This window comes from Corallococcus sp. AB030 (assembly GCF_003668965.1).
GTDB lineage: Bacteria > Myxococcota > Myxococcia > Myxococcales > Myxococcaceae > Corallococcus > Corallococcus exiguus.
In genome coordinates, this window is record NZ_RAWQ01000018.1 from 1 (window position 1) to 17880 (window position 17880).

General features: G+C 66.1%; 16 protein-coding genes. 9 read left to right on the plus strand and 7 right to left on the minus strand.

Annotated elements, in window-relative coordinates; translation table 11 throughout:
- The first annotated feature begins 130 nt into the window (after positions 1-130).
- From D7Y15_RS06760 to D7Y15_RS06770, 3 genes are all read left to right on the plus strand, one after another.
- Positions 131-1729, plus strand: coding sequence for an ABC-F family ATP-binding cassette domain-containing protein (locus D7Y15_RS06760; RefSeq protein ID WP_120595261.1), 1599 nt, complete (start codon positions 131-133; stop codon positions 1727-1729).
- A 256-nt stretch (positions 1730-1985) separates the two neighbouring features.
- Positions 1986-3464 carry a hypothetical protein gene (locus D7Y15_RS44065; RefSeq protein WP_148712711.1) on the plus strand — a complete coding sequence of 493 codons (1479 nt, stop codon included), beginning with the start codon at positions 1986-1988 and terminating at the stop codon, positions 3462-3464.
- Between the two features lie 761 nt (positions 3465-4225).
- Entirely contained in the window at positions 4226-5587 is a 1362-nt protein-coding gene (locus D7Y15_RS06770; protein WP_148712712.1) for a hypothetical protein, read from the plus strand.
- On the opposite strand, the gene D7Y15_RS06775 is transcribed toward D7Y15_RS06770, so the two are convergent.
- Entirely contained in the window at positions 5574-6671 is a 1098-nt protein-coding gene (locus D7Y15_RS06775; protein WP_158629015.1) for a serine/threonine-protein kinase, read from the minus strand. The two genes, D7Y15_RS06770 and D7Y15_RS06775, sit on opposite strands and share 14 nt — an antisense overlap.
- 21 nt (positions 6672-6692) lie before the next feature.
- Here D7Y15_RS06775 and D7Y15_RS06780 point away from each other — a divergent pair, with 21 nt between their 5' ends.
- Positions 6693-8444 carry a serine hydrolase gene (locus D7Y15_RS06780; protein WP_233604848.1) on the plus strand — a complete coding sequence of 584 codons (1752 nt, stop codon included), beginning with the start codon at positions 6693-6695 and terminating at the stop codon, positions 8442-8444.
- Positions 8445-8451: 7 nt separating this feature from the next.
- Here D7Y15_RS06780 and D7Y15_RS06785 read toward each other — a convergent pair whose 3' ends face one another.
- On the minus strand, positions 8452-9111 hold the full coding sequence (locus D7Y15_RS06785; RefSeq protein ID WP_121752049.1) for a glutathione S-transferase family protein: 660 nt from the start codon (positions 9109-9111) through the stop codon (positions 8452-8454).
- Between the two features lie 97 nt (positions 9112-9208).
- Between D7Y15_RS06785 and D7Y15_RS06790 the strand changes: the two genes are divergently transcribed.
- The 3 genes from D7Y15_RS06790 to D7Y15_RS06800 are packed head-to-tail and all read left to right on the plus strand — an operon-like array spanning position 9209 to position 10884.
- Entirely contained in the window at positions 9209-9715 is a 507-nt protein-coding gene (locus D7Y15_RS06790; protein WP_121752050.1) for a helix-turn-helix domain-containing protein, read from the plus strand.
- Positions 9716-9738: 23 nt separating this feature from the next.
- Positions 9739-10359: a hypothetical protein gene (locus D7Y15_RS06795; RefSeq protein ID WP_148712713.1), complete on the plus strand. Its 621-nt coding sequence runs from the start codon at positions 9739-9741 to the stop codon at positions 10357-10359.
- Between the two features lie 39 nt (positions 10360-10398).
- Positions 10399-10884, plus strand: a complete 486-nt coding sequence (locus D7Y15_RS06800; RefSeq protein ID WP_121752052.1) for a hypothetical protein — start codon at positions 10399-10401, stop codon at positions 10882-10884.
- 53 nt (positions 10885-10937) lie between these two features.
- Here the strand turns inward: D7Y15_RS06800 and D7Y15_RS06805 are convergent, their stop codons facing one another.
- The 5 genes from D7Y15_RS06805 to rfbB all read right to left on the minus strand — a co-directional run bounded on the left by D7Y15_RS06805 (position 10938) and on the right by rfbB (position 15570).
- The gene (locus D7Y15_RS06805) at positions 10938-11999 is read right to left on the minus strand and encodes a YihY/virulence factor BrkB family protein (protein WP_121752053.1); all 1062 of its coding nucleotides are present in this window, start codon (positions 11997-11999) and stop codon (positions 10938-10940) included.
- Positions 12000-12144: 145 nt separating this feature from the next.
- Complete coding sequence (rfbC, locus tag D7Y15_RS06810) at positions 12145-12690, minus strand: dTDP-4-dehydrorhamnose 3,5-epimerase (protein WP_121752054.1); 546 nt, start codon at positions 12688-12690, stop codon at positions 12145-12147.
- Positions 12687-13568 (minus strand): glucose-1-phosphate thymidylyltransferase RfbA, encoded by an 882-nt coding sequence (gene rfbA, locus D7Y15_RS06815; protein WP_120576678.1) that lies wholly within the window; start codon positions 13566-13568, stop codon positions 12687-12689. Before rfbA ends, rfbC begins: the two co-directional genes overlap by 4 nt.
- Positions 13569-13640: 72 nt before the next feature.
- A complete protein-coding gene (locus tag D7Y15_RS06820; protein WP_121752055.1) occupies positions 13641-14540 on the minus strand; it encodes an SDR family oxidoreductase in 900 nt (299 codons plus the stop codon).
- Positions 14541-14544: 4 nt separating this feature from the next.
- On the minus strand, positions 14545-15570 hold the full coding sequence (rfbB, locus tag D7Y15_RS06825; RefSeq protein ID WP_121752056.1) for a dTDP-glucose 4,6-dehydratase: 1026 nt from the start codon (positions 15568-15570) through the stop codon (positions 14545-14547).
- A gap of 114 nt (positions 15571-15684) precedes the next feature.
- On the opposite strand from rfbB, the gene D7Y15_RS06830 reads away from it, so the two are divergent.
- On the plus strand, positions 15685-17334 hold the full coding sequence (locus D7Y15_RS06830; protein WP_121752057.1) for a glycosyltransferase: 1650 nt from the start codon (positions 15685-15687) through the stop codon (positions 17332-17334).
- Positions 17324-17851, plus strand: a complete 528-nt coding sequence (locus D7Y15_RS06835) for a hypothetical protein (RefSeq protein ID WP_121752058.1) — start codon at positions 17324-17326, stop codon at positions 17849-17851. Before D7Y15_RS06830 ends, D7Y15_RS06835 begins: the two co-directional genes overlap by 11 nt.
- Positions 17852-17880: the final 29 nt, after the last annotated feature.

Genomic DNA, 17880 nt, shown 5'->3' on the forward strand with positions numbered 1-17880 from the left:
TGGGAACCCGGTGGGAAGGCGGCATTTCCGGGGCGGTCCGGCGGTTACATTGGGTCCTCCGGTACGCCGCCGGGCTTCGATTTACCGCGCGTCTTGGGTCGCCGCGCCATTTCCGTTACAAGCCGCCGCCATGTTCAACGTCATCAACGTCTCCAAGGCCTATGGGCCCAAGAAGCTGTTCGAGGAGGTCAACGTCGCCTTCTCGCCGGGCCGCCGCTACGGCCTGACCGGTCCGAACGGGGCCGGCAAGTCCACGTTCATGAAGATCCTCGCGGGTGACGAGGAGCAGGACATGGGCGACATCATCCGCCCGCGGAAGCTGGGCATCCTGCGCCAGGACCACTTCCGCTACGAGAGCGACCGCGTCATCGACGTGGTGTTGATGGGCAACCGCCACCTGTGGGCGGCGATGGACGAGAAGAACAAGCTCCTGGCCAAGTCCGACATCACCGAGGAGGACGGCAACCGGCTGGGTGAGCTGGAAGGCGTCATCGCGGAAGAGGACGGCTACTCGGCGGAGAGCGACGCGGCCACGCTGCTGGCCGGTCTGGGCATCGAGGAGTCCTTCCACGAAGAGCCCATGCGCCAGCTGACGGGCGGACTCAAGCTGCGAGTGCTGCTCGCGCAGGCGCTGTTCGGCAAGCCGGAAGGGCTGCTGCTCGACGAGCCCACGAACAACCTGGATATCGACTCCATCCGCTGGCTGGAGAACTTCCTCCATGTGTACGAGGGCGTGCTGATCACCATCAGCCACGACCGGCACTTCCTGAACTCCATCTGCACGCACATCGCGGACATCGATTACGAGACCATCATCCAGTACACGGGTGGTTACGACGACATGGTCCGGCAGAAGTCGCAGCTGCGCACCCGGGTCGAGTCCGAGACGGAGGAGAAGAAGAAGAAGATCGCCCAGCTGCAGGACTTCGTGGCGCGCTTCCACGCCGGTACGCGAGCGTCGCAGGTGCAGAGCCGCATCAAGCAGATCGACAAGCTGAAGACGGAGGACCTGAAGCGCTCGAACATCGCGCGGCCGTTCATCCGGTTCGACCAGAAGGTGGTCAGCGGTCGTCAGACGCTGATGTTCGAGGGCCTGAAGAAGTCCTTCGACGGGGTGCCGGTCATCAAGCCGTTCACGGGCCTGGTCTGCAAGGGCGAGCGCATCTGCGTGATTGGCCGCAACGCCGTGGGTAAGTCCACGCTGGTGAAGATGCTGGCCAACCAGCTGGAGCCGGACGCGGGGACCATCACCTGGGGCCACCAGGCGACGGTGGGCTACCTGCCGCAGGACCACCACGGCGTCATCCACAAGGGCACGACGTGCTTCGGCTACCTCCGGGAGATCAGCGAGAAGCTGACGAACGAGGAGATTTCGGGCGTGTTGGGCCGGATGCTCTTCTCGGGTGAGGAGCGGATGAAGGCAACGGACACGCTCTCCGGTGGTGAGACGGTGCGAGTGCTGTTGTCCAAGCTGATGATCACGCAGGACAACGTGCTGATCCTCGACGAGCCGACGAACCACCTGGACCTGGAGTCCATCGCGGCGCTGGCGGAAGGCCTGTCGAAGTTCGACGGCACGGTCATCTGTGTGACGCACGACCAGGAGCTCATCTCCGAGGTCGCGACCCGCATCTGGAGCCTGGAGGCGGGCAAGGAAGTGCTCGACTTCAACGGGCCTTATTCGGAGTTCAGGGAGAAGCACGCGGACGCGGCGCTCAAGCGTCGGTAGTCCCGCGTCACATCCGTAGGCAGTGCCAAACGCCGCCCGTTTCCGGTCCTCCGGAAGCGAGGCGGCGTTTTCGTGCGGATGTCTATCCCTCTCCTGGGTGATGCCCGGACGGAGCGGCAGCCCTCCACTTCAGGCCGACAGCCATGGGGAGTCGGTCGTACTCGTGATTTGGCCCAGGTCTGGAACTGCAAGAGGAACTTTTTGTGGGACTGGGCATACCATCGGTGATGAAGGCAGCGCTTCGCACGGACGAGGGATGAACCTCAGCTTACGCACAGACATCACTACCATCCACATCGCACCTATCGCACCAATGCCGACCTCTCCAAAAAGCATTATAACAAACACAATCCCACTAGAGTTCAAACTCGAAGCGGACTTCGCCACACCCGAAACCCACATCTACACATCCCCAACTCCTCCCGAACACGATCGAGAAACCTTTGGCAACGCCGAAACACCCGAAACGCACACCCCAAACGGATACTTAATAATAGACTCACAAATAGAACTCGACAAAATAGATAGCATATCCGAAAGCGCTCGCCATTTCAGGCCTCGATACCTGTCACTCTTAGGCGCAATCACCTTTCTCACAGGCGAACCACTCACCCCGCTTGACACAATATCAACATCGGCACGAGCAACAAACACACCACTCACCCCCTATACATCCAAAAGCAAACTAATCTCAGAATCAGGAGATCACTCAAAAAGCCTCTCAACTCTATTCTCAACAACCACCAATACACCCCCTGGCGCCAAGCTACTTACCACCTCACTTCTTGACCGATGGCGCAAAGCTCGCTGGATGCAAGAAAGGGAAGAGTCGCATCTGTATGCAGACGAGGCCTTCTTGTCGTATTTCCACATTCTCGAACTACTCGCCAAAGAACACAATAAAAGCTTAACGGAATCAATCAACAAAGAGATCGACTTATTCATCACAAAGCTTCTCAGCAAGAATCTGAAGCACCGCGGCCCCAGACTGCAACAGCTAAAGGGCGAGAAAACGAAATCGGTAAAACTGGCGGTCGCCGAGCACATCCCAGTTGCATCCCGAATCTGCCACTTCCTTGAGCATCTAGGGATGCTAAATGTCAAATCCCAAGAACTAGTGGAGAACCTAATTGAAATCAGAAATTCAATCGCGCACGGAAGACAAGTGTATCAAGACAGAATGATGTGGCCGCTCACATCTTTCTTCCCCCTATCAGCCGACTCCCTTGACTATCTTCCGGCAATACAAGTCCTCACTGCTCGATCCATTTCAAAGCATTTAAAGATAAGCACATGGGATCTTGAGTGGCGTCAACTCGTCCGCCGCCTCCCGCCTCCAGACGACATCGTCCGAGCATTCATCAAAGATAAAGGATACAGCCAACTGAGCGACGGGGACTTTCTATCCGGAAGGCGTCACGGCGTAACCCCTTCCGTCATCTCTGGACTCTACCTATCAAAGAAAATTAAGTTCGGAGATCTCGAATCATCTCTTTGCGACCTAATGACGCGAACACAGCCCTCGCGGCGGACCATCACGGAACTCCTCATGGCTGCATACATCCTTTCAGACTCAACCAATCAACAGCTAGCATCAAGCGCTCAGAGCTTCGTATTGAAAGTCCATGACAGCCTCAAAGGCGGCAGCCTCTTCATCCCCAAGGACACTCTCAGGCATTTAGAGCATCTAGGATTCGCCCCAATTTGGATGCGACAATGGATTGAAGACAAATAGCCCACGCAAACGAGGCAACGCCGTTAAACACACCTCACCACAATGAAGGCAAAAACATACCTAACCCAGCCATGCCTCGGCCACGGCCCCTTCTCAGCAGGAAGCAAGGACTCGTTACACTCTTTCTAGCGCTGCTTCCATGTCAGCGCAGTCCCTGTGCCTGCAGTGCAGTCGGTCGGCATCTGGGGCAACGAGCGCGTCCTGGGGCCTCAAATCCAAGGTGAACTGACGCTGGTGCAGGAGGGGAGCGCTTGGCGTGCGCGCATCGCGGGCCTCGACATTCCCGCTCGGCTCGACGGTCAGAAGGCGTCCGTCGTCGTTTCCGATGGCTAGGGTGAGCTTCGAGCCGCGCTCGCAGAGGACGGACAGATCATCGCCGGCCGCTGGATCCAGCTAAGAGTGCACATGAGCGGCATGAGGCTCGCCAACTCGGTGGAACTGCGCGCGCTTCATCCAGGTATGTGGCAGGGAATCGTTACACCACTGGAGGACCGATTCTCTATATCTCGTCGTCCAGAAGCAGCCTGATGGCTCCGTGACGGCGTTCATCCGAAACCTGGAGCGGAACTTCTCACCTATTCGGAGCGAGGTGGCCACCGAGATTAAACGGCTAGTGGCCCAGAAGCCGGACGCGACGGTACGCGAGGCGTCAGTGGGTATGATGCAGGGCCATGTACCCGACACGCCGTCTTCTTGCCCGTGAACAGTGGTTGTTCGATCTCAGTCCGCATCGATTCATTGTCTTCCATGGAGCCGAAGGCGTGCGCCGGGAGGTCAGTGGAGACGTTCCGAATCCTTCGTCCGCGCCCGTGGTGCTCGCCGCGCTGGATGAGGCAAAGGACGTCTGGGTGGGTAGCGGGGATCGGCGGGTCTTCTCCGTAGGGGCCGGCGCGAACTCTCCCGTCCAAGCCTTTCCGACGGAGTGCTTCGATCTCACCACCGATGGAGACCGGCTCATCGGAACGGTGGTGGACGGCGCCCTAAAGCTGACCACCCTCTTCACGACCAATGGGGCCGGGCAGCGATGGGAGCCCATGACCTTGCCCAAGCCCGTGAGCGCCAGTCACGGGTACGGGTACTCCGAGGGCCGTCCCCCTCGTCAGTCCCCCGATGGGGCGTTCCTCGACACGAGCCCCTTTGGCATCACCGTCCTGGAGAAGGGCCGTGGCCGCGTCTACGTGCTCCGCCCGGGGGCTGCTCAGCCGCAGGGAGCGCTCCAGGTCGAGCCGGGCCATGAGCAGGACATCTGGCGGGCCCTGGCCACGCCCCACGGCGTGCTTCTCCTTCTCGTCATCAACTACCGGCAGACAGCGCTCCTCCACTTCGCGCTCGACGGCAGCCTGCTCGGCTCCATCCCGGAGCAGGATGATGAGGATGATGAGGCTGCGGATGACCTGACCTGGGGTGGCGCTGGGATATGCGTCCTCGACGCGACCCGGGCGCTCCTCTTCGTCCAGGACAAGAGCCTCCTGGTGTCCCTGCCCGGGCTCCAGGTGCTTGAGACGCTCACGGGGGAGTGGCCCTCCTTCGTGGCCGTGACGCCCGCCGAGCCTGACCGGTGGTGGGTGGGCGCCGAGGACAGTGACGCGCTCTTCCTGCTCACCGCCGAGCCCGGACACCCCTTGCGCATTGATGCCTCGAACCGTCCGGTGAGCCCGGGCGCGTCGCTCATGCACGTGGGCTACAAGACACCTGCGTTCCACTGGACCGAGCACACCTCGGCGCCACTGACCGTGTCCTCGCCCGTGGCAGAGACCTGGCGGGCGGTGGTGCGCAATGACGGGACGGCGTGTGAGGCCGTGCGGATCCGGGTGTCCGGGGTGCTCATCGGCGCTCGCGTGGTGGACGTGAGCGTGCGGTATCGCGGCCAGCCGCTCCCGATGGTGGAGGAGCTCCGCGTGAACGCCGTCGGCGTTACCGCTGGACTGGAGGGAGGGGCCACCGCGGAGCTGGAGGTGAGCTTCAAGCCTCGGGGCGAGGGCTCAGGACCGCTGACCATCACCGTCGAGCCGTGCTCCTGGCAGTCGCAGGGCAAAGAGTGGCAGTGGGACAAAGAGGAGCCTCGCGTCCTCGCGGTGACGGGTCATCCAGCATCCGCCCAGTTCCTTCTCACGGTGGAGTAGCGCGAACCTTCTCGGGCTCGGGTGCGGCGCTCATCCTCCAGAGCAGGGCGCCGCCTCCAAGCAGGAGACCCAAGCCCACTACCGCCACGAGGATCCAGCCTCGTCCCACGCGGGGCCGGGCCTGGCTCTCCGGGCCGTCTGGAGCCGGGGCGACGACGGCCGGGTCGTCACTTGGAGAGACCTGCTGGACGAGCTGGGCCACCTGCTGGGATGTCACCGGCTCCCCAACCGAACGGATGAATGCCTCCAGGTCCTTCCGGAACGTGTGGCAGTCCGGGTAGCGCTCGTCCCGATCCTTCGCGAGCGCCCGGGCGAGGATGGCTCGAAGGGCATCGGGCAGGTCCGGCCGGTGCTGCTCGGCGGGCACCAGGGGCTCGTATGCGACGGCCCGAACCAAGTTGAATTCGGACATGGATTCAAAAGGTCTGTGCGTGGTGAGCAGTTCGTAGAGCACCAGACCGAGTGAGTAGACGTCCACCCGCCGGTCCGCCGACAAGCCCATGATCTCCTCGGGCGCCATGTACCTGTACTTGCTCATGTCGGAAAAGTGGTGCTCGGGGGCCCACCGTACCCGGAAGTAGTCGATGCCGAAGTCCACCACCTGGGTCATCCCCTGGCGCGACAGGAGGATGTTGTACGGCCGGACGCAGCGGTGGATGAGCCGCAGCGGCTGGTTCGTCTTGGGGTCGGTGAGGTCGTGGGCGTAGGCGAGCCCCTCGCAGGCTTGCGAGATGATGCGCGCGCACAGGGTCGCCGGCAGGGTCATCCGCTGGGCCGCCACGTGCTTGATCACCCTGCGCAGGCTGGGCCCATCGAGGTGCTCCCTCGCCAGAAAGTACGTGCCGTCCGCCTCCCCCACGTCGACGACCTTCACGAGGTGCGGGTGCGTGAGCCGGGCGGCGTCCCTCGCCGTGTCGAGGAACATCTCCGGGAAATCCACCTGCTCGGCCATGTCCGAGCGGAGGCACTGGAGCACCAGCGTCTTCTCGATGCCTTGAGGGTTGGCGGCCGTGGCTAGAGAATCTTCGATGATGCCTTCGACCAGCGGGCGGATGCGCTGGTATTTGCCGACGTGGGATGTCACGGAGCGTATGAATAGCAGACCATGATCCGGTATCGCTTCCTTGGGCTTCTTCTGGCGCTGCTTCCGCTCCATGTCGGCGCTGTCCCCATTCCCGCGGAGCAGTTGGTGGGCATCTGGGGCGGTGAGCGCGTCCTCGGGCCTCAGGTTCGCGGAGAGCTGACACTGGTGCGGGCTGGGAACTCCTGGCACGCGCGCATCGCAGGCTTCGACGTCCCGGCTCGGGTCGAGGGTCGGAAGGTGTCCGTCATCTTCCCAGGAGGCGAACTCCGAGCGACGTTGGCGGAGAACGGGCAGAGCATCACGGGCCACTGGATCCAGCCGCGTGTGCTCATGAGCGGCATGAAGTTCGCCACTCCCGTGGAACTGCGCGCGCTTCAGCCGGGTGTCTGGCGCGGCAACGTGGCGCCGCTGGAGGACCGGTTCTCGCTGTATCTCGTCGTCCAGAAGCAGCCTGACGGCTCCGTGAAGGCGTTCATCCGCAACCCGGAGCGGAACTTCGGCAACCGGATGCTCTTCCGTGTCGACCTCCAGGGCCGCACGGTCCGGCTCACGTCCACCAAGGACAACACCCAGATCGAAGGCACGTTCGACGCGGAGTCCGGACGGCTGTCGCTCCCCTACCCTCCCTTCGACACGACGTTCGACTTCACCCGCCGGGACCGGTCGCAGGCCATGGGGCTCTACTCCCGCACGCCCGCTCCCGGCCCCTACGCCTACCAGAAGCCCATCGGGGAGGACGATGGCTGGACCACGGCATCCCCCGCCGACGTCGGCATGGACATCCAGCCGATCCAACAGCTCGTGCAGCGCATCCTCGACCAGGAACCGAGCCCGGAGTCCGTCCCCGCCATCCAGGGGCTGCTCATCGCGCGCCACGGGAAGCTCATCGTCGAAGAGTACTTCCAGGGCTTCGACAAGGAGCGTCCCCACGACCTGCGGTCCTCCTCGAAGTCCTACGCGTCCCTGCTGATTGGCATTGCCCTGGACCAGGGTGCCCCCTTCACCGTGGACACGCCCGTCGCGTCCCTCTTCCCCGAGTACAAAGGCAAGCTCTCCAACCTGGACGCGCGCAAGCGCAAGCTCACCGTCGCGCACTTGATGACCATGGCGACGGGCCTGGCCTGTGACGACGACAATCCGGACTCACCCGGCAACGAGGACCGGCTCGAGGACTCTGTACCGGATTGGTACAAGTACACGCTGGACCTCCCCATGGTCCGCGCTCCCGGCGACGGCAAGGCCGTGTACTGCTCCGCGAATATCAACCTGCTGGGCGGCGTCCTCCGAAACACCACCCGCACCTGGATCCCCGAGTTCTTCACGAAGAACGTCGCCACGCCCCTCCAGATGCGCGGCTACCACCTGGACCTGATGCCCGACGGCGAGCAGTACCTCGGCGGCGGCATCTACATGCGCCCACGGGATGCCCTGAAGCTCGGGCAGCTCTACCTCTCCGGTGGCACGTGGAACGGGAAGCGCGTGGTCAGCCAGCGCTGGGTGGAACGCTCCGTCGCGAACCAGGCGACGATGCCGGACGGACGGACCTACGGCTACACGTGGTGGCGCCATGAGCTTCGCGTCGGCGACCGCGTGTATTCGCAATACGAAGCCAGCGGCAACGGTGGCCAGCTGGTGATGGTCGTCCCGGAGCTGGACCTTGTCGTGCTGTTCACCGCGGGCAACTACAACCACGTCGCCATCTGGCGGAAGTTCCGCGAGGAACTCCTGCCTCGATACATCATGGCCGCGGTCTCCACGCCCCCGCGGCCTTGACCCACTCTCAATCCCGGTCCGGCGCTCCCAGCGGGAAGAGCGGGCGGTACGGCCTCCCGCCATCCACCGCCCGAGCCACGGACGGACGCGCGAGCAACCTCGCGCGATAGGCGCGCAGCTGGGGACACGACTCGGGAATCCGGTGCGTCCAGTCCGCGTAGAACAAGGACGGCGCGGCCGCACAGTCCGCCAGCGTGAAGTCGTTGCCCGCGGCCCAGGTCCGGCCACCCAGCTGGCCTTCGATCCACGCGTAGGACCGCTCCAGCTTCTCCACCGCCAGCTTCATCCCGTCCTGGCGCTTCACCGGGTCCCCCGTCAACGCCCCATCCACGGCGTGCTGGGCCGCGTTCATGACGTGCAGGTCGAAGAAGCGGTCGAGGAACCGCACGTCCAGCGCGGCCATCGGATCCTCGGGCAGCAGGCGCACCGACCCGGGATGCTTCAGCTGGAGATACTCGATGATGATGCTCGTCTCGACGACCTGACGGTCACCGTCCACCAGCAGCGGGAACTTGCGCAGCGGCCAGCGGCGCAGCCATTCGGCTGAATGCTCCGGCGTCTCCGGGCTGATGCTTCGAAACTCGAAGGGCGTGCCGTTCTCATACAGCGCGATGAGCACCTTCTGCGTGTACGAAGAGAAATAGTGACCGTAGACCGCGATCGACATCGTCGGACCTCTCCTTTCGACCACTTGCGTTTCACAACGGGTTGAACCGTATTTGCACCACTTGCATACTGCAAGCAGAAACCCCAGGATCACGGCCATGCCGCAGACAGGGCGCTCCGGCTGCCCCATCAACCTGACGCTCGAACAGCTTGGCGACCGCTGGAGCCTGATCGTCATCCGCGACGTCATGTTCGGGAACCGGCGCAGCTACGGCGACCTGCTCTCGCAGAGCGAAGAAGGCATCGCCTCCAACATCCTCGCGGACCGGCTGAAGCGCCTGACCGCGTCCGGCCTGCTGTCGCGACGCCCGGATCCGAACCACCAGCAGAAAGGCATCTACAGCCTCACGGAGGCGTCCATCCAACTGGTGCCCCTGCTCGCGCACATGGGTGCCTGGGGCCGCCGGCACACGCAGGTGAGCGAGGAGCTGTCGGTGCGCGCGGAGCTGCTGGAGATGGGCGGCCCGCCCCTCTGGAACGCGTTCATGGAGGAGCTGCGCCACCTGCACCTGGACGCGCCGCGCCCTTCCCGCTCGGTGTTCCGCGAGCTTCAGGCCGCCTACGAGAAGGCCGTCGCTCGCAACGCTCGGGACGGACGGACCTGAAGCGGGTAGCGTTCACCGCGCTCATGAAAGTCATCGGCTGGTGGATGTTCGTCCTGATGTGCGCGCTGTGGCTCCCCGCCTGCGGTCCCTACGACTGCACCCCGGAGAACTGCGCGGACGGCTGCTGCTCCTCGTTCAATGAGTGCATCTCGTTCCGGAGCGACTCGGAATGCGGCCCCAATGGCAGCGCCTGTGAACCCTGCGCGGAGGGCAGCGTCTGCCGGCTCGACCAGCACACCTGCTACGTGGGCGTGATGCGCACCTATATCCAGCCTCGGTACGCCACCATCGCGGACGTCGACCCGGATACGGGCGAGGACTGGGACTCCGACGGCTCTCCTCCGGACGTCGTCGTGGAGATGAAGTGTCCCGGCGCTCCCGAGCGCTCCCGCACCGAGGAGGACGAGAGCTGGGACCCCGAATGGCGCTCCGGCGGCTGCCAGGTCATCACGTCCAACCTGCTGCGCTACCCGCTCGAAATCTCCATCTTCGACAACGACGACTTCACTTTCGATGACGAGTTCGGCGGCCTCTCCTACCAGGTCACCCGCGCGGACCTGAACCTGGGCCGCATCGAGCTCTCCATCACGCCCATCGTGAAGGCCCTCGTCTTCGACCTGAGCCACAACTACGCGCCGCAATGAGGCTGTAACCGCTCCCCTGCCCCCGACGTAGTCCTGACCATGCGCGCCCACCTCCTGCCGCTCATGGTCCTGTTCGCCGCCGCCTGTGGTCCCTCCTCCTCCGTGGACGAGGGGCTCGGCGTCGTCCAGGGCATCGACACATCCGAGACCGGCATCACCGCCTTCGTCCGCTCGGGCGAGTACGCCTCCTGGCTCGCGGAGCCCTCGGTCCACGACACGCGCGCGCCCCACGGCAGCAAGGTCCGCGTGTTCTTCAACGACGTCGTCGTGCGTTCGCTGCGCGACGGCAACGCCACACACCCCGTGGGCAGCATCCTGGTGAAGGAGCTCTTTGAGGACGACGGGAAGACACTCCGAGGCCACGCGCTGGACGTGAAGGTCTCGGAAGGCCCCGGCAAGGACACCTGGATCTTCTACGAGGGCTTCGGCCCCGACTACACCCGGAACTACTACGGCCGCGCCCACTCGACCTGCCACGGCTGCCACTCCGACGGGACGGACTACGTCACATCACCGCTGCCGTGAAAATGACAACGGGCGGCCCCCTTTCGAGGACCGCCCGCCGCTAAACACCATGCCTATCGCGCCGTGGACTTGCGGCGCATCAGGAACACGCCCAGGCCCACGCCCGCGGCCCACTTCGCCGCGGCGGCCAGCGGCGTCTTGCTCAGCGGCACCGGGCGGTTCTCGTACTGCGGCTGCGGCGGAACCGGACGGAAGTCCGTGGCGCCGGGGAGGTTCGCGCCTCCCTCTTCCGCCTCCGTCTTCGTCACGTTCGGTCCCGGCGCGTCCGGATCCCGCGACCCCGGCGCCTTCCCGTCCGGCGACTTGTGCTCGAGGATGCCGTTGATCTCCGCCCCCAGCAGCACGACCATGCAGGAGATCTGCATCCACAGCAGCATCACGATGACACCGCCGATGGCGCCGTAGTTCACGTCATACGAGCCGAAGTTCGCCACGTACTTCGAGAAGCCCCACGAGGCGATCACCCAGATGACCACGCTCACCACCGAGCCCGGCGTGATGAACTTGAACTTCTGCTTCACGTCCGGCAGCACGTAGTACAGCACCGCCAGCAGCAGCATCATCAGCAGGCCCGCCACCGGCATGCGCAGCCACAGCACGATGCTGGTGAACGGCTCGCCCAGCCGGTTCGCGATCGCCGGCGTCACGATGGCGACGAGGGCCGCCACCACCACCGTCACCGCCGTCCCCAGCGTCGTCAGCAGCGCGAGGCCGCGCTTCTTCCAGAACGGGCGCTTCTCCGTCACGCCGTAGACCGTGTTGAGCGCGTCCATCAGCGCCACCACACCGCCCGACGCCGCCCAGACAGCGCCCACGCCACCGATCGTCAAGAGCCCCACCGGATTGCTGCTCGCCAGCGCCTCCAGCCGCTCGCCCAGGATCTTCGTCACCTCCTGGGGCGCCACCTTCGACAGCTCCTGGATGAGCTGCTGCGCCTGGTGCGGATCAATCAGCACACCGGCCAGGGACACGAGGAACAGCAGGAACGGGAACAGCGCCATGATGGCGGAGAACGTCAGCGCGCCCGCGACGTTGCCCACGTTGTCGCGCCCCCACTCATCCTTGAGGGACTTGAAGAACTCCTTCCAACTCATTCCCCTGCCGGGCAGGACCATGCGTCTCCTCCTCGGAGGAGATTGGGCATTCCATCCCCCGGCTGGCTTCCTCCCTTGGGACGCAGCTCGCCCCCCTGCCTGCTCACCGCGCAGGGGGCGGGGAATGACAAGCCCCCGCGCCACGCCTGCCCGGCCGCCCTTCGCGTCAGAAAACGGGCAGCACGGGCGCGTCCTTCAACCGGGGCGCGCGCTGATCCTTCGCCGACAAGAGCGGCTGCTTCACCGGCCACGGGATGGCCAGGTCCGGATCATCCCAGGCCACGCTCTGCTCGGACTCCGGGGAGTACAGCGCGGTGCACTTGTAGAAGAAGTCCGCCGAGTCGCTCACCACGCAGAACCCGTGCGCCAGGCCCGCGGGCACCCAGAGCTGATGCTTGTTCTCGCCCGTCAGCTCCGCGGCCACCCAGCGGCCGAACGTGGGCGACCCCTTGCGGATGTCCACCGCCACGTCCCACACCGCGCCCGCCAGGCACTGCACCAACTTGCCCTGCGCGTTCGGCTCCTGGAAGTGCAGGCCTCGCAGCGTGCCCTTCACCGAGCGCGACAGGTTGTCCTGCACGAACGGGCCGACCACCCCCACGTCCGCGTAGCGCTTCGCGTGGAAGGACTCGAGGAAGAAGCCCCGGTCGTCGCCGAACACCTTCGGCTCGATGAGCAGGACGTCCGGAATCGCCAGCGGGGTCACCTTCACGACACCGCCCCCCGCTTCTCCACCAGGTCCAACAGGTACTGGCCGTACTCGTTCTTGCGCATGGGCTCCGCCAGCGCCGTCAGCCGCTGCTCGTCGATGTAGCCCATGCGGAAGGCGATCTCCTCCGGACAGGCCACCTTGAGGCCCTGACGGCGCTCGATGATCTCGATGTAGTTGGATGCCTGCATCAGCGACTCGTGCGTGCCGGTGTCCAGCCACGCGTAGCCGCGTCCCATCAGCTCCACGTTGAGCTGGCCGCGGCGCAGGTACTCCGCGTTGACGTCGGTGATTTCGTACTCGCCGCGCTTGCCCGGCTTGAGGTTCGCCGCGATGTCGATGACCTGGTTGTCGTAGAAGTACAGACCGGTGACGGCGTAGTGCGACTTGGGCTTCGTCGGCTTCTCCTCGATGCTGACGGCCTTGTGCTGGGCGTTGAGCTCCACCACGCCGTAGCGCTCCGGATCCTTCACGTAGTAGCCGAACACCGTGGCGCCCTGCGTGCGCTTCGACGCGCGCTGGGTGAGCTCTCCCATGCCGTGGCCGTAGAAGATGTTGTCACCCAGGATGAGCGACACGGGGTCATTGCCCACGAAGTCGCGGCCGATGACGAACGCCTGCGCCAGGCCCTCCGGACGCGGCTGCTCGGCGTACTGGAGGCGGATGCCCCACTGCTCTCCGTCGCCCAACAGCTCGCGAAAGCGCGGCAGGTCCTGCGGCGTGGAGATGACGAGGATCTCCCGGATGCCCGCCAGCATCAGCGTCGTCAGCGGGTAGTAGATCATCGGCTTGTCGTAGACGGGCAACAGCTGCTTGCTCACCACGCGCGTCAGTGGATACAGGCGCGTGCCCGAACCCCCGGCCAGAATGATTCCCTTCATGCGTGCTCCCCTGTGTTCCACGGCGCGGCCGCGAAACGGATGCGCGCGGCCCGGCCGCCACGCGCGCGATGCTCAACCGGCGCGGTGCGCCTTCCAGGCCGAGTGGAAGCGCGCCAGGGACTCCGCCAGCTCCAGCGGCTGGGCCTTCAGCTCCGTGCGCACCTTGTCCGTCTTGAGGCCGCTGCGCAGCGGACGGGGGCTGGCCAGCTTCAGGTCCGCCATCCGCGTGGGCGTGATCAACGACGCGTCGAAGCCGAACACCTCGCAGAGCGCCCGGCCAAAGCCCACCCGGTCGATGACCGTGCCGCCGCAGGTGTTCCACACGCCACCAAGCCGGCGCTCACCCAGCTCCACCAGCATGGCGGCCACGCTGTCCGCGAAGCTGGGGGACACCACCTGGTCCTCGAAGAGCTTCACCGGCTGGCCCTTCTCAAACGCCCCCACCAACCACGCCCCGAAGTTGGGACGCCCCGCCGCGGGCCAGCCGTACACCACCGCCGTGCGCGCGATGGCACAGCCCGGCGCGAACACGCGCGCGGCCTGCTCGGCCATGTGCTTGGTCAGCGCGTACACGCCACGCGGGTTGGGCAGCGCGTCCTCGGAATACGGCCCGGCGTCTCCGTCGAAGACGTAGTCCGTGGAGACGTGCACCAGGTGCGCGCCCGCAATCTTCGCCGCGCGAGCCACCGCCGCCGTGGCGTGGACGTTCGCCGCGTAGGCCGCGTCCGGGTCCTTCTCACACGCGTCCACCTCCGTCATGGAGGCGGGGTGGATGATGGCCTCCGGACGGGCCTGGGCGATGGCCGCGGCCACGTCCTGCTCGCGCGTGAGGTCCACCTCCACGTAGCCGTGCGTGCCGCCCGTGCGCCGGGGACCGCGCCCCAGGCCCACCACTTCGTGACCGCGCTCGGTCAGCTGCGCGCAGACGCGGCTGCCCACCAGGCCGTTGGCTCCCGTGACGAGAAAGCGCATGGCGTCAGCCCCGCCCCTGCAGACGGGCCTTGTACTGGGTGTCGAAGTACTGGCGATAGGCGCCGCTGGTCACCCGCTCCCACCAGGCGCGGTTCTCCATGTACCAGGTCACCGTGTCCTCCAGCCCCTGCTCGAAGGTGTGCTTCGGCTGATAGCCCAGCTCCGTGCGGATCTTCGTCGGGTCGATGGCGTAGCGACGGTCATGGCCCGGCCGGTCCGCCACGTACTGGATGAGCGACTCGGGCTTCTTCAGCAGGCCCAGGATGCCCTTGACGATCTCGATGTTGCGGCGCTCGGAGCCGCCGCCGATGTTGTAGACCTCGCCCGCGCGGCCCTTCTCCAGCGCCACCAGCAGGCCCTGGCAGTGGTCCTCCACGTGGAGCCAGTCGCGCACGTTGGCGCCGTCGCCGTAGACGGGCAGCGGCTTGTCGTGCAGCGCGTTCACCACCATCAGCGGGATGAGCTTCTCCGGGAACTGGTAGCGGCCGTAGTTGTTCGAGCAGCGCGTCACCACCACGTCCATCTTGAACGTGTGGTGGTAGGCCAGCGCGATCAGGTCCGAGGACGTCTTGGAGGCCGAGTACGGGCTGGAGGGCTGCAGCGGAGAGGTCTCCGTGAAGGCGCCCGTGGGGCCCAGCGAGCCGTAGACCTCGTCGGTGGAGACCATCAGGAAGCGCTTCACGCCCCGGGCGCGGCAGGCCTCCAGCAGCTGCTGGGTGCCCAGCACGTTGGTGTTGATGAACACCTCCGGGCCCAGGATGGAGCGGTCCACGTGGCTTTCGGCCGCCAGGTGCATCACCGCATCGACACCGTGCTGGACGATGAGGTGTTCCACCAGCTCCCGGTTGGCGATGTCGCCGCGCACGAAGACGTGCTTCGGGTCACCTTCCAGGTCGGCGAGGGTCTCGAGGTTGCCCGCGTACGTGAGCTTGTCGAGGTTGATGATCTTCCAGTCGGGCCGCTCGCGGCGCAGGTACTTCACCAGATTGGAGCCGATGAAGCCGCAGCCCCCTGTCACCAGGACGTTCATTGACAAGCCACCACTCGCACTTCGAGAGAAAGCGCCCTCCGTAGCGGAGGGAAGGATCCCCGTCAAGGCAAGCGCGCGACCACTTGTGGCCGGTCCGGGCCAGGGGTAAATGCCATGCCCAACGTGAGCCTCTGGAACAGCAAGCGAGGGACCGCGTCCTCGAGCGCCGGAGCAATCCACCAGCTCGTGCCGCGGCTGGCCTGGGGCGACGCCGTGGGCAACCAGGTGCGCTACCTGCGAAACCTCCTGCGCGGATGGGGATACGCGTCGGAGATCTACGCCGAGCAGTGGGACGAGGCGTGTCGCGACGAGGTGCGCCCCGCCCTCGACTACGCGCGCGACGCGGGCCGGGACACCGCGCTGCTCGTCCACCACAGTTTCGAGTCGCGGCTGGTGCCGCTGGTGGCCAAGGCGAAGGGCCGCAAGGCGCTGCTGTACCACAACGTCACGCCCGAGCGGTTCTTCGAGGGCACGGACCGCCACGTCGCCCGCGGCTGCATGCTGGCGCGCGAGGAGTTGCTCCAGCTGCGCGAGCACGTGACGCACGCCTGGGCGTACTCGCACTTCAGCGTGGAGGAGCTGTCCGCCGCGGGCTATCCGGACGCGAGCGTCCTGCCCTTCGCGGTGGACTGGAACGCGTTCAACGTGCCGCCGGACGCGGCCCTGCGCGAGCAGGTGGAGGACGGGTGCGCCAACGTGCTCTTCGTGGGCCGCACGGTGCCCAGCAAGCGGTTGGAGGACGTGCTGCGCGTCTTCACCGCCTACCAGCGCCTGTACCAGCCCAAGAGCCGGCTGCTGGTCGCGGGGACGCTCTACAGCAGCGCGCCCTATGACGCGTCCGTGCTGGCGCTGCGCGAGCAACTGGGCCCGGATCGCGTGGTGTTCCTGGGGCGCGTGGACGCCGCGCAGCTGTCCGCGTGCTTCGCCTCCGCCACCGCGTACCTCTCCATGAGCCGCCACGAGGGCTTCGGCGTGCCGCTCCTGGAGGCCATGTACCGGGGCGTTCCGGTGGTGGCCTACGGCGCCGCGGCGGTGCCGGAGACCATGGGCGGCGCGGGCCTCACCACCCTGTCGGACGACCCCGCGCAGGTGGCGGGGCTGCTGGCGGTGCTGGAGCGAGACCCCGCCCTGCGCTCGCGGGTGGTGGAGGCGCAGCGCCAGCGACTGGCGTCCCTGGACCAGCAGTCCGTGGCCCAGCGCGTGCGCGAGGCGCTCATGCCCTTCCTCCAGGGGGATGCGTCCCCGGCCCGTCCGCCCGCCGCGCCCACCGTCACCGTGGTGTGCCCGGGCTTCGACGCCGCGCCGGATGCGCCCATGTCCCAGCTGGCGCGCGCGGTGGTGGACCGGCTGCCGGACGCGAGCCTGTGGACGGTGCGCCGTCAGGTGATGCCCTTGCAACTGGCCCCGAGCGATGAGCGCGACGGCGTGACGCGGGTGCGGCGCTTCACGCCGGATGAGCCCTGCTTCGGGTTGGACGGGGTCAGCCCGCCGTCGTCGTCGTCGCTGGAGACGGGCGTGCGGTGCGCCCCGGGGCCGTTGCTGTTCGCGGGTGCCGGTGAGGAGGTGGCCCGGCGCACGGTGTCGCGGCTGCCGCCGGACACGCGCGTCGCGGGCATCTGGGAGCCCCGCCGCGCGCCAGACGCGGGCGTCAAACAGGTCCTGGGAAAGAGGCTGTGGGAGCTCACTCCGGGGCATGACCTGACGTCGCTGGCGGCGGAGCTGGCAAGGGAGCTGGACGTGGGAGGACGCCCGCATGCGCGCTGAGGACCTCATCACCGGCGACCCCACCGTGAAGGCGGTGCTGGAGTCCCTGGAGCGGTTGCCCACGCCAGAGCCCGAGAAGGTGGAGGCGCTGCGCCGACGCCTCGCCGCCACCCAGGGCCCAGCCACCAGCCCCGCGTGGCCCCCGTTCCTGGAGGGCGCACGGATGAAGCGCGACGCGCGCTACGCGGACCCGCCTTCGTCCCACCGGCCCGTGGTGGGGCCCGCGCTGGTGATGGCCAAGCGCGCCTTCCGGCTGGCGTTCCAACCCTTCATCAACGAGGCGCTCCGGCGGCAGGTGGAGTTCAACGAGGCCATCCTGGACGCGCTCGCGCTCATCCACGAGCATCAGCGGGTCCAGGCGCGCACGCAGTCCCTGTGGCGCCAGGAGGTGGAGCGACAGCTGGAGCAGCTGACGTCGCGCCAGCCTGCTGCGACGCCGGAGCCTTCGCCGAAGCCGTCGCCAGAGCCCACGCAGGAGCCGTCGCGCCGTGGGCCCTCGCGGCGACGGGGCCGCTAGCCGGCCTGGGAGCCTGGCGGACACGTGAC

Coding starts and splice junctions, on each gene's coding strand:
- D7Y15_RS06760 (WP_120595261.1), top strand. CDS start 131: ATGTTCAACGTCATCAACGTCTCCAAGGCCTATGGGCCCAAGAAGCTG.
- D7Y15_RS06795 (WP_148712713.1), top strand. CDS start 9,739: ATGAAAGTCATCGGCTGGTGGATGTTCGTCCTGATGTGCGCGCTGTGG.
- D7Y15_RS06835 (WP_121752058.1), top strand. CDS start 17,324: ATGCGCGCTGAGGACCTCATCACCGGCGACCCCACCGTGAAGGCGGTG.
- D7Y15_RS06785 (WP_121752049.1), bottom strand. CDS start 9,111: ATGTCGATCGCGGTCTACGGTCACTATTTCTCTTCGTACACGCAGAAG.
- rfbA (WP_120576678.1), bottom strand. CDS start 13,568: ATGAAGGGAATCATTCTGGCCGGGGGTTCGGGCACGCGCCTGTATCCA.
- rfbB (WP_121752056.1), bottom strand. CDS start 15,570: ATGAACGTCCTGGTGACAGGGGGCTGCGGCTTCATCGGCTCCAATCTG.
- D7Y15_RS06820 (WP_121752055.1), bottom strand. CDS start 14,540: ATGCGCTTTCTCGTCACGGGAGCCAACGGCCTGGTGGGCAGCCGCGTC.
- D7Y15_RS06780 (WP_233604848.1), top strand. CDS start 6,693: ATGATCCGGTATCGCTTCCTTGGGCTTCTTCTGGCGCTGCTTCCGCTC.
- D7Y15_RS06830 (WP_121752057.1), top strand. CDS start 15,685: ATGCCCAACGTGAGCCTCTGGAACAGCAAGCGAGGGACCGCGTCCTCG.
- D7Y15_RS44065 (WP_148712711.1), top strand. CDS start 1,986: ATGAACCTCAGCTTACGCACAGACATCACTACCATCCACATCGCACCT.
- D7Y15_RS06800 (WP_121752052.1), top strand. CDS start 10,399: ATGCGCGCCCACCTCCTGCCGCTCATGGTCCTGTTCGCCGCCGCCTGT.
- D7Y15_RS06805 (WP_121752053.1), bottom strand. CDS start 11,999: ATGGTCCTGCCCGGCAGGGGAATGAGTTGGAAGGAGTTCTTCAAGTCC.
- D7Y15_RS06790 (WP_121752050.1), top strand. CDS start 9,209: ATGCCGCAGACAGGGCGCTCCGGCTGCCCCATCAACCTGACGCTCGAA.